13 protein-coding genes are annotated in these 13,284 nt (G+C 68.4%); 8 read left to right on the plus strand and 5 right to left on the minus strand.

Going from position 1 to position 13,284, the window contains the following annotated elements; all coding sequences use genetic code 11:
* The first annotated feature begins 166 nt into the window (after positions 1-166).
* The gene (locus tag MKP05_RS16980) at positions 167-1,615 is read left to right on the plus strand and encodes a TrkH family potassium uptake protein (RefSeq protein WP_240569388.1); all 1,449 of its coding nucleotides are present in this window, start codon (positions 167-169) and stop codon (positions 1,613-1,615) included.
* A 78-nt stretch (positions 1,616-1,693) separates the two neighbouring features.
* Positions 1,694-2,938, plus strand: coding sequence for a TraB/GumN family protein (locus MKP05_RS16985; RefSeq protein WP_240569389.1), 1,245 nt, complete (start codon positions 1,694-1,696; stop codon positions 2,936-2,938).
* Here the strand turns inward: MKP05_RS16985 and MKP05_RS16990 are convergent, their stop codons facing one another.
* Positions 2,939-3,733: a tRNA-uridine aminocarboxypropyltransferase gene (locus MKP05_RS16990; protein ID WP_240569390.1), complete on the minus strand. Its 795-nt coding sequence runs from the start codon at positions 3,731-3,733 to the stop codon at positions 2,939-2,941.
* Positions 3,734-3,908: 175 nt separating this feature from the next.
* The gene (gene aceK, locus MKP05_RS16995) at positions 3,909-5,666 is read right to left on the minus strand and encodes a bifunctional isocitrate dehydrogenase kinase/phosphatase (protein WP_240569391.1); all 1,758 of its coding nucleotides are present in this window, start codon (positions 5,664-5,666) and stop codon (positions 3,909-3,911) included.
* A 238-nt stretch (positions 5,667-5,904) separates the two neighbouring features.
* Here aceK and MKP05_RS17000 point away from each other — a divergent pair, with 238 nt between their 5' ends.
* Positions 5,905-7,065 carry a cation diffusion facilitator family transporter gene (locus MKP05_RS17000; RefSeq protein WP_240569392.1) on the plus strand — a complete coding sequence of 387 codons (1,161 nt, stop codon included), beginning with the start codon at positions 5,905-5,907 and terminating at the stop codon, positions 7,063-7,065.
* 85 nt (positions 7,066-7,150) lie between these two features.
* A complete protein-coding gene (locus tag MKP05_RS17005; RefSeq protein ID WP_240569393.1) occupies positions 7,151-7,957 on the plus strand; it encodes an inositol monophosphatase family protein in 807 nt (268 codons plus the stop codon).
* Positions 7,958-7,977: 20 nt separating this feature from the next.
* Here the strand turns inward: MKP05_RS17005 and MKP05_RS17010 are convergent, their stop codons facing one another.
* From MKP05_RS17010 to MKP05_RS17020, 3 genes are read right to left on the minus strand one after another with little or no spacing between them, the layout of a single operon-like run.
* Positions 7,978-8,751, minus strand: a complete 774-nt coding sequence (locus MKP05_RS17010; RefSeq protein WP_240569394.1) for an ADP-ribosylglycohydrolase family protein — start codon at positions 8,749-8,751, stop codon at positions 7,978-7,980.
* Positions 8,752-8,772: 21 nt separating this feature from the next.
* Positions 8,773-9,042 carry a hypothetical protein gene (locus tag MKP05_RS17015; RefSeq protein ID WP_240569395.1) on the minus strand — a complete coding sequence of 90 codons (270 nt, stop codon included), beginning with the start codon at positions 9,040-9,042 and terminating at the stop codon, positions 8,773-8,775.
* A 15-nt stretch (positions 9,043-9,057) separates the two neighbouring features.
* Complete coding sequence (locus tag MKP05_RS17020) at positions 9,058-9,477, minus strand: SpoIIAA family protein (protein ID WP_240569396.1); 420 nt, start codon at positions 9,475-9,477, stop codon at positions 9,058-9,060.
* A gap of 272 nt (positions 9,478-9,749) precedes the next feature.
* Here MKP05_RS17020 and MKP05_RS17025 point away from each other — a divergent pair, with 272 nt between their 5' ends.
* The 4 genes from MKP05_RS17025 to MKP05_RS17040 all read left to right on the plus strand — a co-directional run bounded on the left by MKP05_RS17025 (position 9,750) and on the right by MKP05_RS17040 (position 13,117).
* Positions 9,750-11,147 (plus strand): CHAD domain-containing protein, encoded by a 1,398-nt coding sequence (locus MKP05_RS17025; protein WP_240569397.1) that lies wholly within the window; start codon positions 9,750-9,752, stop codon positions 11,145-11,147.
* A gap of 66 nt (positions 11,148-11,213) precedes the next feature.
* Complete coding sequence (locus MKP05_RS17030) at positions 11,214-11,987, plus strand: pseudouridine synthase (RefSeq protein WP_240569398.1); 774 nt, start codon at positions 11,214-11,216, stop codon at positions 11,985-11,987.
* A gap of 33 nt (positions 11,988-12,020) precedes the next feature.
* A complete protein-coding gene (gene tcdA / locus MKP05_RS17035; RefSeq protein WP_240569399.1) occupies positions 12,021-12,878 on the plus strand; it encodes a tRNA cyclic N6-threonylcarbamoyladenosine(37) synthase TcdA in 858 nt (285 codons plus the stop codon).
* 14 nt (positions 12,879-12,892) lie between these two features.
* Positions 12,893-13,117: a DUF1653 domain-containing protein gene (locus tag MKP05_RS17040; protein ID WP_110282697.1), complete on the plus strand. Its 225-nt coding sequence runs from the start codon at positions 12,893-12,895 to the stop codon at positions 13,115-13,117.
* The last annotated feature ends 167 nt before the right edge of the window (positions 13,118-13,284 follow it).

Below are 13,284 nucleotides of genomic sequence, written 5' to 3' on the forward strand. Positions count from 1 at the left end.
GTGCTGATCGCCCACGACGACGTGGTGGTGGAGTCCGGCGACCACGTGATCCTGTTCGTGATCGACAAGCGCCGCCTGCGCGACGTGGAGCGGCTGTTCCAGGTCGGCCTGACCTTCTTCTGATGGCAACCCTGATCACTCCCTGCGACCCAAGGAGAGTCGCCCGATGAGCCTGCGCATGATCCTGCGCATCCTCGGCTTGCTGCTGATGCTGTTCAGCCTGACCATGATGCCGCCGGTCCTGATCTCGCTGCTGTTCCAGGACGGCCTCTGGGAAGCCTTCGCCGCCGCCATCGCCATCACGGTGCTCACCGGGGCGGTGATGTACCTGCCCAACCGCCGGGCCCGCAAGGAACTGCGCACCCGCGACGGCTTCCTGATCGCCGCGCTGTTCTGGAGCGTGCTGGGGCTGTTCGGCTCGCTGCCCCTGATGCTGGCCGACGCTTCGGCGCTGTCGGTCACCGACGCGGTGTTCGAGTCCTTCTCGGGGCTCACCACCACCGGCGCCACGGTCATCACCGGCATCGACTTCCTGCCGGAGTCGATACTCTACTATCGCCAGCAGCTGCAGTGGCTGGGCGGCATGGGGATCGTGGTACTGGCGGTGGCGATCCTGCCGACCCTCGGCGTCGGCGGCATGGCGCTCTACCGCACCGAGATCCCCGGTCCTCTGAAGGACTCCAAGCTCACCCCCCGCATCACCGAGACCGCCAAGGCACTGTGGTACATCTATGCTGCCCTGACCCTCACCTGCTTCCTCGCCTACCTGGCCGCCGGCATGGACTGGTTCGACGCCCTGGGGCACAGCTTCTCCACCGTCGCCATCGGCGGCTTCTCGACCTACGACGCCAGCATCGGCCACTTCGACAGCGCCACCGTCGAGCTGATCTGCGTGGGCTTCATGATCGTCTCGGCGATGAGTTTCAGCCTGCACTTCATGGCCTGGCGCGGACGACAGCTCAAGCACTACCTGCAGGACCCGGAGGCACGCTTCCTGCTGCTGTTCCTGGCCGGGTTGACCGTGATCACCGTGATCACGCTGTGGCTGACCGCCACCTACGACACACAGCGCGGCCTGCGCCATGGCCTGTTCCAGGTGGTCTCGGTGGCGACCACCGCCGGCTTCGGGGTCGCCGACTTCTCCGCCTGGCCCGGTGCCCTGCCCTTCCTGCTGTTCGTTGCCGCCTTCGTCGGTGGCTGCTCGGGTTCCACCGGCGGCGGCATGAAGGTGATCCGCATCATCCTGATCCTCAAGCAGGGCATGCGCGAGGTGATGCGGCTGATCCACCCCAGTGCGGTGATCGCGGTGAAGGTGGGTAGGGTGAGCGTCCCCGACGGCATCGCCCAGGCGGTGTGGGGCTTCTTCTCGGTCTACGTGATGCTGTTCTTCCTGATGCTGGTGGGGGTGATGGCCACCGGCGTCGACCAGGTCACCGCCTGGTCCACGGTGGCCTCGGCGCTGAATAACCTGGGCCCCGCCCTAGGCGAGGCCTCGAGCCACTACGGCGACCTGCCGGTGCTCGCCAAGTGGATCCTGGTCATGGCCATGCTGCTCGGCCGCCTGGAGATCTTCACCGTGCTGGTGCTGTTCACCCCGGCCTTCTGGAGAAAATGACCCCAGGTGTCCCGGGGGTTTGGCTTGGCAGGTTCCTTCATGGATAATCAGCTTCTCACTCCGTCACACCGAGCGTCCATGACCGACTCCCAGGACTCCTTGATCGCCCCCCGCCGGGATGACGCCATCAGCGGCCCGCGCCGGGTCGTCGAGGTGGGCGAGACCCGCTACACCTTGCTGGGCACCGCCCATGTCTCCGCCGAGAGCGCCGCGGACGTACGCGAACTGATCCGCTCCGGCGAATTCGACGTCGTGGCCATCGAGCTGTGCGGCTCGCGCCACCAGGGCCTCGACAACCCGGATGCCCTGGCCGGCCAGGACCTGTTCGAGATCTTCCGCCAGGGCAAGGCCGGCATGGTGGCCGCCAGCCTGGCGCTGGGCGCCTTCCAGCAGCGGGTCGCCGAGCAGTCGGGGATCGAACCGGGCGCCGAGATGCGCGCCGCCCTGGAGGAAACCCGTCGCGCGGGGCTGCCGCTGCTGCTGATCGACCGCGACGTCGGCGTCACCCTCAAGCGCATCTACCACAACGTCCCCTGGTGGCAGCGCTTCTCGCTGTTCTCGGGGTTGCTCGGCAGCGTGATGTCGCGCCAGGAGGTCTCGGCCGAGGAGATCGAGCGGCTCAAGGAGGGTGACGTCCTGGAGTCCACCTTCAGCGAGTTCGCCGCCGAGTCCGAGACCCTCTACCTCCCGCTGATCACCGAGCGCGACCGCTACATGGTGCTGCGCCTGGCGGAGGACGCCCCGCCGGGGCGCTACCGCAACGTGCTGGTGGTGATCGGGGCCGGCCACATGAAGGGCATGGCCGAGCAGCTGGAAGCCCCGCTGCCCGAGGCCCCTACCCCCGAGCGCGAGCGGCTGGAGGTCACGCCCCCGCCGACGAAGCTGTGGCGGGCCCTGCCCTGGCTGATCACCGCCCTGGTGTTGACCGGTTTCGCCATCGGGTTCTCGCGCAACACCGACCTGGGCTGGCAACTGGTCGGCGAGTGGTTCCTGATCAATGGTGTGCTCTCGGGCCTGGCGACCCTGGCGGCCCTGGCCCACCCGGTGACGGTGGCGGCCACCGTGGTCGCGGCTCCCCTCACCTCGCTCAACCCCACCATCGGCGCCGGCTTCGTCGCCGCCGGGGTGGAGCTCTGGATGCGCAAGCCCAAGGTGCGGGACTTCTCGACCCTGCGCCACGACGTCACCGAGCTGAAGGGCTGGTGGCGCAACCGGGTCTCGCGCACCCTGCTGGTCTTCCTGACCGCCACCATCGGCTCGGCCGCCGGCACCTGGATCGCCGGCTTCCGCATCGCCGGCGCCCTGTTCGGCAGCGGTGCCTGATCAGCGCTGGCGCTCCACTAACCGCTTCATCGCCGCCGTCGGCGCCTCGAGCTTCTCGAAGCGCCGGCTGGCGGCGTAGCTGTCGTTGAAGGCGTCGAAATAGTCGTCGAGGATATCGGCGGCGGTGACATCACCGCTCTGGCGCAGCAGCTCGGCGGCGACCTCGGCGGTACAGAGGTGCGATGTCGATGCCGGCTTGCGCAGCCGATAGCGGGTCAGGCGCTCGGTGGCCAGGGGCAGCACCGGCAGGCCATCGAGATAGGGGCTCTTGCGGAAGATCCGCCGGGCCTGGCGCCAGGTGCCATCGAGCAGGATAAAGACCGGGATCCGCCCCTCCCGCTTGGCACCGGCCACGGCGTCCACTCCCACCACCCGGTCCGCATAGTCCGGCTGATCGTCGGGAAAGATCACGAAGGGTGAATAGCGCGGGTCGTCGAGCAGCGCCAGCAGCCGCTCGTCCGGCACCGTCCGGTACCAGGTGAATACCTCGGTATCGGGCAGCACGTCACGGATCAGGCGCCCGGTATTGGTGGGCTTGTGGTGTTCCATGGCGTGGGTCAGCAGCCACACCCGGGCCACGCTCGCGGCGGTGACCCGGTAGGGGCAGAGACAGTTGAGCTCAGGCAGGTGGCAGCCCGGGCAACGCCGGACGAAGCTGCCCCGCGCCTTGAACTCGCGTCGTGGCGGGCGGGGATGACCGCTCGCGGGATCGATGGCGTGCCCGGCTCCGGGATCGGAGGCCGGCCCGACAGCGGGGTGCCGGTCGGTGTCAACGCGGAAAGAGTCGTCCTGCATGGCGCATCGTCATGGAGAGTGGACCGGCATTCTAGCATGCAGGCTCCGCTGCCGACGCCTCAGCCCAACAGCGTCTCCGGCATCCTCAGCCGTCCCTCCGGTGTCCAGTGACGCACCAGATGGGGCCGGTTCTGCTCGCCCATGGGCTTGCCCGTCATGCGGCTCGTGGTTGACGTCAGTAGACCAGGCCATTGCCATCATCGCGCACGAAGCGCTGCTTGTTGCGATAGGGGTAGACGTCGATCACCCGCCCGTCGAGGATGGCCCGCTGCAACCCCGTCCAGTAGTCGGCGTCGAACAGTTCCGGATGCAGCTCATAGAAGAGCTTGCGCAACCGGATATCGGCGAACAGGAAGGGGCCGAACTCCTCGGGGAAAATATCATTGGGTCCCACCGAGTACCAGGGCTCGCTGGAGAGCTCCTGCTCCGGATACATCGGCTCGGGGATGTGGCGAAAGTTGCACTCGGTGAGATAGCAGATCTCGTCGTAGTCGTAGAAGATCACCCGGCCATGGCGGGTGACCCCGAAGTTCTTAAGCAGCATGTCGCCGGGAAAGATATTGGCCGCCGCCATCTGCTTGATGGCGTTGCCGTAGTCCTTGAGCACCGCGAAGGTCTCGGCCTCGTCGCACTGCTCCAGATAGAGGTTGAGCGGCGTCATCATGCGCTCGGTATAGCAGTGCTTGATGATCACCTTGTCGTCCTTGAGATAGACGGTCGAGGGCGCGACGTCCAGCAGGTGTTCCAGGCACTCGGGAGCGAAATGGTCGGCCCGGACGATGAAGTTGGAGAACTCCTGGGTGTCGGCCATGCGCCCCACCCGGTCGTGGCGCTTGACCAGATGGTACTTGTCGCGCACGTTGTCGCGGCTCATATCCTTGGAGGGATCGAAGCGATCCTTGATGATCTTGAACACCGTGCGATAGGACGGCAGCACGAACACCGCCATGACCATGCCGCGCACCCCGGGGGCGATGATGAACCGGTCCTCGCGTTTGGCCACCTGGCGGTTCAGGCCACGGAAGAACTCGGTCTTGCCGTGCTTGTAGAAGCCGATGGCCGAGTAGAGTTCGCCCTCGGGCTTGTCAGGCATCAGCTCCTGCAGGAAGTCGACGAATTCGCAGGGTACCTGCACCTCGACCTGGAAGTAGGCGCGGGTAAAGGAGAAGATGATCGACACCTCCTCGGGCTCGATGATCACCGTATCCAGGTGCAGGCCCTCGCTGGCCGCCTGCCGCTCGCCGTGCAGGATGGGCAGTACCAGCGGCACCTGCTCTCCTCCGCCGCGGATGCGCCCCACCAGGTAGGCCCCCTTGTTGCGGTAGAAGACGCTCTTGAGCAGCTCGACCTCGGCGTCGACGGCGTCGAGGATCGCCGCCGGTAGGTGGCTGGAGAGGAAGTCCGCCCCCAAGCGGACATCGCGCTCGAGATTCTCGAAGGGGATCTCGAGCGGCGCCTCGGCCAGCGCCCAACGCAGCGCCCTGGCCCAGTCCCCCTCCACGCCGCGGCGGCGCGTCAGGGTGAGACCGGAGTGGTGGGCTGCGGCCTCGCGGGAGCGGTAGACGAACATCCAGTCGTTGCGGATGTGCCGGTGGTGAAAGATCGAGCAGAACAGCGAATTGAAGTAGGTCTCGGCCAGCTCGTAGTCGAGCCGCTGGCTGATCAGCCCGGCGTAGTGGCCACGCGCCTCGCGCCAGCAGTCAAAGTGGGTCAGCACCTCCTCCTCGAAGGTCCGTTGCAGGCGCACCAGCGTCTCCTCGACCTTCTCGTCATAGAGGTTGATGCGATCCGCCGAGGCCTGCTGGGCCTCGCGCCAGGCGGCATCGCGGAAGCGCCGGCTGGCATCCGCGGTGATCTCCTTGAAGCGCGAGCGGTACTCGTCGAAGCCGTACAGGATCGTGGCGGCGAGGCGATAGGCGGGCGAAAGCTTCATGGCGGACTCCGGGCAGCATCCAGCACCCAGCATCGCGGATTCCGGCGACTTTCGCGAGCCGACGATGGTGGAGCGGGCTGTAGTCCCGCAACACACCGGTCACGCGCTACCGCCATCTCGAGCGGGCCCATCGCCGCCACTCGTGTGCCGGCGACGCACCGCCCCCCCTGATGCCGAAGGCCTGATTGCGGTAGAATCCCGGCTTTGCCGAACCGAGGCCGATTCGACGGGGGTCGCCATGGCGACGTCACCTACCAACGACCACCGGGAAGCCAAAGGCGTTACCTATCTGGCCGCCTGGCTGGATGGCTTGCTGGGCCTGGCCAAGGTCATCGTCGGCGCCCTGGTGGGGTCGGCGGCCCTGGTCGCCGACGGCATTCACTCCTTCTCCGACCTGGTCACCGACGTCCTGGTGCTGGCCGCCACCCACTACGGCCGCCAGGGACCGGACGAGGACCACCACTACGGCCACGGCCGCATCGAGACCCTGGCCACGCTCTTCCTCGGCAGCGTGCTGATCTTCGTCGCCGGCGGCATCGCCTGGTCGAGCCTGGAGCGGCTGATCACCAGCGCAGAGAGCCCCCCGCCGGGCTACTGGGCCATGCTGCTGGCCCTGGTCGCCCTGCTCGCCAAGGAAGCGCTCTTTCATGTCACCATGCGGGTCGCCAAGCGGGTGAAGTCGCGCCTGCTGGAGGCCAACGCCTGGCACTCCCGCTCCGACGTGCTCTCCACCGCCGTGGTGCTGGTGGCGCTGGTCGCGGCCCAGCTCGGCGTCGGCTGGCTGGATGCGGTCGCCGCGGTGATCGTCGGCCTGCTGGTGGGCAAGGTCGGCTGGGACCTGCTCTGGGAGTCCGGCCGCGAACTGGTCGACACCGCCCTGCCCATGGAGGAACAGGCCAGGATGCACCAGGTGGCGCTGAACGTCCCGGGCGTGATGGGGGTCCACGACCTGCGCACCCGCCAGTCGGCGGGGCGCGCCATGCTCGACCTGCACGTGGTGGTGTCGCCGCGCATCAGCGTCTCGGAGGGCCACGAGATCGGCAATGAGGTGAGCCGCCGGCTGCGCCGCGCCTACCCCGCCCTCACCGACCTGACCTTCCACATCGATCCGGAGGACGATGCCGGGGAAGGGGATCCCAGTCGCTTCCCCGGCCTGCCGCTGCGCCCCGAGGTGGAAGCGGCCCTCACCGCGCGCTGGTCGTCCCTGGCCGCCTGGCCCTGGGTGCGTAACCTGGAACTGCACTACCTGGATGGCGCGGTGACGGTGGTGGCCTGCCTGGACGAGCAGGCGCCCCTGGAGAGCCAGGCCGTGGTGACCGAGCTGGAGGCCAGCGCCCGCGATCTCACCTGGCTCTCCCATGTGGAGGTGTGTCGCCTGGCCGAGCAGCCCGCGTCCTGACAGCCGACCCGATCCGGGCGTCAACTCCCTGCAATGGTCCGCCATCAAGATGGTACTCATCGTGAACCCCATCAGGAGACCCGGCATGACCGACCCGACATCCCCGACCCTGATCACTACCCTGCAGCGTGCCGCCCGGGCGGCCGGCGAGATCCTGTGCGAGGGTTACGGCACGACCGACGCCATCGACTTCGAGTGCAAGGGCGCCTCGGACTTCGTGACCCACTACGACCAGGCGGCCGAGCGCACCATCATCGACATCGTGCACCGGGCCCACCCCGAGGTGGGCTTCCTTGGTGAGGAGACCGGCACCACGCCGGCGCAGGCCGGCAACGTCACGGTGATCATCGACCCGCTCGACGGCACCAACAACTTCCTGCACCGGGTGCCCCACTTCTCGGTCTCCATCGCCGTGCGCGAGGGCACGACCCTGACCCACGGGGTGGTCTACCAGCCGCTGCTCGACGAGATGCTCTGGGCCATCCGCGGCCAGGGCGCCTTCCTCGACGAGCGCCGCCTTCCGACACCGCCGGCGAAGCCGCTGACCGAGATGCTGGTGAGCACTTCCCTGCCCTACCACGAGAAGGGCGACTGCGCGACCAGCCTGCGCCAGCTCACCGCCCTGATGCCGGAGGTGGCCGGTATCCGCACCCCCGGCTCGGCGGCTCTCGAAATCGCCTATGCCGGTCTCGGCCGCTTCGACGCCTTCTGGTCCCAGGGCGCCCGACTCGAGCTGTGGGACATCGCCGCCGGCATCGTCATCGCCCGGGAGGCGGGCTGCACGGTCACCGATCTCGCCGGCGACCCCGAGCCCGCCAATTGGGAGAGCCTGCTGGTGGCCAGGCCCGAACGGCATGCCGAGCTGCAGAGGTTGCTGATCGAGACGCCATGACCGGCCACCGCACGCCGGCCTCAAGGTAACGAAAAGCGGACCTGAAAGGCCTCCACCACAGCGCACAGCTCGGGCGTCAACCTCGCCAGAGTCTCGCGGCGCAGCGGCTCGGGCAGGCCGCCATGGAAGGCCTCGGCCATGGCCCCCGCCATGCACGCCTGGGTATCGGCATCGCCGCCCAGGGAGACCGCATTACGGATGGCCGCTTCGACGCCGTCGGCCTCCAGGAAGGCGATGATCGCCGGCGGCACCGAGCCCTGGCAGGAAACGTCGAAGCGGTAGCCGGGACGGATCTCGTCCAGGCTTCGGGAAAGGTCGTAGCCGAAGCGCGCCTCCACCTCGGCGCGCAGGCTCGTCTTGTCGGCTCCCTGGCGCGCCAGGAAGATCACCGCCGCCACGGCCTGGGCGCCGCGGATGCCCTCGGGGTGATTGTGGGTGACCTCGGCACTGCGCCGCGCCAGCGTCAGGGCCTCGTCCAGGGACTGTGCCGCGAAGCCCACCGGAGGGACCCGCATGGCCGAGCCGTTGCCCCAGCTGTGGTACGGCCGCCGGTCGCGGCTCGCCGCCCAGCGCATGAAGCCGCCGCCGAAACCGGCGCCCGAGTAGCGGTGGAAGTAGTCGTGGTAGGCATCGATGAAGTCACCTCCCTCCAGCAGCACCTCCGCCACCGCCACGCAGAGCACGGTGTCGTCGGTGAAGGTGCTGTGCGGCGTGAACAAGGGAAAGCCCCGGTGCTTGGTCCCCCGCCCTTCATGCACCGAGCCGATGATATCGCCCGCAATGGCGCCGAGCATGGTAACCTCCCGCGATGTCGATCACTCCTCATAGGGCTCATCCGAGCGTGGAGCCTGGGGCACCTGCTCGTCCAGGGACTGACGATACTCGATGCAGCCCCGCAGGAACTCCGGCCATTCGGGGACGACCGGCAGTGGATCCGTCTTCTCGGGCAGGAGGCCCCACAGCGCCGGATGATGCCAGCAGAGATCGTGCCCACTGCAGTCCCGATGCTCGCGAATCGCCTGGCGAAGCTTCTTGACCTCGTTCAGCAGCTCCTCGCGCGTCATCTCGGTCAGGTCTTCATCCACGACACCCTCCCAGGATCACGCCCCGTGATAGCCATCCTCTTCGGGATCCTCGTTGGCGCCCTTGGGTAATTCACCGACCCAGGCCATGGCGGCGTCACGATCGCGTCTGGGAAAGGTGCGTATCTCCAGGGCCTTGAACAGCCATTCTTCAAGATGGGCGATATGCTTGATCCACTCCTTGTCGGTGATCACTGCGGCACGGTAGTAGTGCTTGAGGTCTCCGAGCTGGGCCAGACCATAACCGATATCTTTCATCAGTGCGGTCAGCGTCATCCAGCGCAGGTCGTCGATTTCGGCCACCATGCTGACCCTGGGATGAGCCTTCTTGGCGGCCTCGATGGCATCAATAGCGCACTGTAGCTCCCGCGCCGTCACGATGCCTCCTGCCTTCAACGCCACGACATGGTCCGCCGGATGGGAGATGAGTTCCAACATGGACGTTCTCCTTGAATCAAGGGAGGAACGGAGCGCCTCGGTCTCAGCATAGCGCGTCGCTGCCACCCTGCCGGGCCCGGGCGCCCACAGGGCGATACCCCCGGTTCACGATAACGTCACTATCGCTCGCCAGAGACTGTCATGGGAGTCGAGCGCCATGTCACGACACCGTCATCTTGTCGCGCTAGCGTCGATATAGACTGTCAGAGGACAGGGACAGTCCCGGTGCCATCGCCCTCGGGATGCGTGAGCCATGACCGCAAGGTGCCCCCATGAAGCATCTCTTCCTGATCCGACATGCACGGGCAAAGCGGGCCGAGACCGCCAATGATGACCACGAACGCCCGCTGAGCGGCCGCGGCCAGCGCCAGGTGGCCGCCATGGCGGAGCCACTGCACCGCCTGGGCGCCTTCGCCGGCGAAATCCACGTCAGCACCGCCACCCGCGCCCGCCAGACGCTGCTGGGCCTGGATGCCGAGCTGCCCGAGCTGGGCCTGGCCAGCCGGGCGCAGTATCACGAGGCACTCTACACCTTCGAGGAGAAGCCCCTGCGCCTATGGCTCAAGGCCGCCGACCTCGACACCGATCACCTGGCGCTGATCGGCCACAACCCGGCCCTCCTGGCGCTGGCCCAGCGGCTGAGCCCTCAGGCGTCGAAGCGCCTGCCCACCGGCAGCCTTCTGCACATCGCCCTGCCCATCGCCACCTGGCGTGAGCTTGGCCGCCACACGGGCGAGGTCGCCCACTTCCTCTCCCCCCGAGTGGCGAGCCACACCCTCTTCCAGCGCAAGGCGCCGGAGCCGCCGCGGCTCGACGACCTGGGTACCCGGCATCGCATCATCAACCAGCTGGAGCACCAGTACCGCATGATCCGGGCCCTGGAACCAGGGGTGGCCGCCGGACACGACCCCGAGTTCCTGCACCAGTACCGAGTCAACCTGCGCCGCAGCCGGGCGCTGGCCGAGACGCTGCTGGCCATCATCGAGATCCCAAGACTCGGCCGGGCCCTCAAGGGGCTCAAGCGACGCACCCGGGCCACCAGCGAGCTGCGCGACCTGGAGGTGTTCCTGGAACCCCTGACCCGCCAGCCGCCGCCGGAGGCCGGCGCCGCGCTCACGCCCCTGATCGCCTGGCTCCACGAACGCATCCGGGAGGCCCGCCGGGAGCTCTGCCATCAGCTGCAGCGCCGGGCCTACGCCCGGGACATGCTGGAGTGGCGTGACACCATCGCCTCCAAGGGCTTCGCCAAGGCGCTGTCGGGCCTGCAGGAGCGGCAGATCGACCGGGTGCTGCGGGAGCGCCTGGCCCGACACGATGCCCAGTTGGTCTCGCTGACCGACGCCTCGCCGGATGCGGCGCTCCACAAGCTGCGCAAGCGGGTGAAGCGCATCCGCTACCTGGCCGAGTTGTCGCCGGAGCGCCATCGCCGGCTGCTCGAGAACCTCAAGCCACGCCAGGAACGGCTCGGCGACTTCCAGGACCTCTGCACCCGGCTCGACTGGCTCGACGCCTTCACCGCCTCCGCGCCGAGCCAGGACCTGCCGGACGCCTCACGCCAGGCGGTGGACCGCTGGCTCGCCCGGCTGCACGAGTGCAAGGCCGAACGGCGCCAGGCCATCCTGACCCTCGAACCGCTGATCGAGCGCGACAGCGCCCGCCTCACCACATGATCATGGGTGACAGCGCCGCCCCGTACGGCGACAATGGCCGGCCTCGCTCCACCGGCCGGAACCATGATGTCGCCTCCGCTGACGATACTTCATCAGGATGACCACCTGGTCGCCGTGCACAAGCCGGCGGGCCTGCTGGTGCACCGCACCGCCCTGGCGCGGGGCGAGCACCAGTTCCTGCTGCAGCGCCTGCGCGACCAGCTCGGCCGGCGGGTCTATCCGGTGCACCGGCTGGACCGCCCCACCTCGGGCCTCATGGTCTTCGCGCTGTCGCCGGATGCCGCCACGCCGCTGGCCGACGCCTTCGCCGCACGCCGGGTGGCGAAACGCTACCTGGCGGTGGTGCGCGGCATCGGCCCCGAGCGCGAGCGGCTGGAATACCCGCTGCGCGAGGAGGACGGCCGCCGCCCCAAGGCCGAGATGCCGGCGCTGGAGGCGGTGACCGAGGTGAGGCGCCTGGACAGCGTGGAGCTGCCGGTGCAGGTCGATCGCTACCCGCGGAGCCGCTACTCGCTGATGGAGGCGCGGCCGTTGACCGGGCGGCGCCACCAGATCCGCCGCCACCTGGCACGCCGCGGCTACCCGATCATCGGCGACGCCAAGCACGGCAAGGGCAACCATAACCGCTTCTTCGCCGAGCGCCTCGACTGCCCACGCCTGCTGCTCGCCGCGGTGAGCCTGGCCTTCGACCACCCGGTGGAGGATCATCGCCTGGAACTGAGCGCCGCCCCGGAGGCCAGCATGGCGGCCCTCTTCCAGCGCTTCGGCTGGGCCGGCCACCTGCCGCCGGACAAGGTGCGCCTGACCCGGCCCCGCGCCGACCTCGAACCCGCGAGCTGACCTCATTCACCACCGCGACCGATACGAACCGCCATGACCGACCTGCCCTTCGCCTCCACCGCCATCGATCCCCGCGACGTCGCCACGGATGATCATGCCCTGCGCTTCGGCGGCATCCGCCGACTCTACGGCGCCCGCGCCTTCGCGCGCTTTCGCGGCGCCCATGTGGTGGTGGTGGGCGTGGGCGGCGTGGGCAGCTGGACGGTGGAGGCACTGGCCCGCTCCGGTATCGGCCGGCTGACGCTGATCGACCTCGACGACGTCTGCGTCTCCAACGTCAATCGCCAGCTGCATGCCCTCGACGGCGCCATCGGTCGCCCCAAGGTGGAGGTGCTGGCCGAACGCTGCCGAGCCATCCAGCCGGGCATCGAGGTGGTAGCCGACACCGCCTTCGTCACCCCGACCAACCTGGCCGAGCGGATTCCCGAGGACGCCGACCATGTGGTGGACGCCATCGACAGCGTGGTAGCGAAGGCGGCACTGATCGCCTGGTGCCGGCGACGCAAGCTGCCGATCACGGTGACCGGCGCCGCCGGCGGCCAGACCGACCCGACGCGTATCCGGGTGGCGGACCTGGCCCGCACCGAGCACGACCCGCTTCTGGCCAAGGTGCGCGCGCGGCTGCGCCGCGACTTCGGCTTCTCGCGCAATCCCAAGCGGCGCTTCTCGGTGGAATGCGTCTACTCTGACGAGCAACTGGTCTATCCGGGCAGCGACGGCGAGGTCTGCTTCCAGAAACCCGGCAGCGGCGAGGCGACCCGGCTCGACTGCGCCTCGGGCTTCGGTGCCGCCACCTTCGTCACCGGCAGCTTCGGCTTCACGGCCGCCGCCCGGGTGCTGACCCGGCTAGCCAGGCAGGCTGCGACGACCCGCGACCCGGCCACCCCCTGACTTCCGGAGCCCCTATGTCACATCCGCTTCCCGTTCCCGGCATCTACTGCCACTACAAGGGCAACCGCTACGAGGTGCTCGGCGTGGCCCACCACAGCGAGACCGAGGAGCCGCTGGTGGTCTACCGCGCCCTCTACGGCGACTACGGTCTCTGGGTCAGGCCACTGGAGATATTCACCGAGCTGGTGGAAGTGCAGGGCGAGCCGGTACCGCGCTTCGAGCTCGAGAAGGCCTTTTGATCCACGTCCGGGAAAGTGCGGATTCTCGTCACGAGCGAAGAGAGGCTGCCTTTCCCTAGCGCAGGCCGCCATGGCCGCCAAGCGGCGTCATGCCCCCGGCACCGAACTGCCGGGCCCTGTCGACTGAGCGCCAGGGCCTGGTCGGCAACCGGTGTCGCGGGGGGCCG

It is taken from the genome of Halomonas flagellata (genome assembly GCF_022487945.1).
Lineage (GTDB): Bacteria > Pseudomonadota > Gammaproteobacteria > Pseudomonadales > Halomonadaceae > Halomonas > Halomonas flagellata.

What these genes read in the sequence shown, in the direction of transcription:
- MKP05_RS17005 (WP_240569393.1), top strand. Translation starts at nt 7,151, where the DNA reads ATGACCGACCCGACATCCCCGACCCTGATCACTACCCTGCAGCGTGCC.
- MKP05_RS16985 (WP_240569389.1), top strand. Translation starts at nt 1,694, where the DNA reads ATGACCGACTCCCAGGACTCCTTGATCGCCCCCCGCCGGGATGACGCC.
- MKP05_RS16990 (WP_240569390.1), bottom strand. Translation starts at nt 3,733, where the DNA reads ATGCAGGACGACTCTTTCCGCGTTGACACCGACCGGCACCCCGCTGTC.
- MKP05_RS17025 (WP_240569397.1), top strand. Translation starts at nt 9,750, where the DNA reads ATGAAGCATCTCTTCCTGATCCGACATGCACGGGCAAAGCGGGCCGAG.
- MKP05_RS17000 (WP_240569392.1), top strand. Translation starts at nt 5,905, where the DNA reads ATGGCGACGTCACCTACCAACGACCACCGGGAAGCCAAAGGCGTTACC.
- MKP05_RS17010 (WP_240569394.1), bottom strand. Translation starts at nt 8,751, where the DNA reads ATGCTCGGCGCCATTGCGGGCGATATCATCGGCTCGGTGCATGAAGGG.
- MKP05_RS17020 (WP_240569396.1), bottom strand. Translation starts at nt 9,477, where the DNA reads ATGTTGGAACTCATCTCCCATCCGGCGGACCATGTCGTGGCGTTGAAG.
- MKP05_RS17040 (WP_110282697.1), top strand. Translation starts at nt 12,893, where the DNA reads ATGTCACATCCGCTTCCCGTTCCCGGCATCTACTGCCACTACAAGGGC.
- aceK (WP_240569391.1), bottom strand. Translation starts at nt 5,666, where the DNA reads ATGAAGCTTTCGCCCGCCTATCGCCTCGCCGCCACGATCCTGTACGGC.
- tcdA (WP_240569399.1), top strand. Translation starts at nt 12,021, where the DNA reads ATGACCGACCTGCCCTTCGCCTCCACCGCCATCGATCCCCGCGACGTC.
- MKP05_RS17030 (WP_240569398.1), top strand. Translation starts at nt 11,214, where the DNA reads ATGTCGCCTCCGCTGACGATACTTCATCAGGATGACCACCTGGTCGCC.
- MKP05_RS16980 (WP_240569388.1), top strand. Translation starts at nt 167, where the DNA reads ATGAGCCTGCGCATGATCCTGCGCATCCTCGGCTTGCTGCTGATGCTG.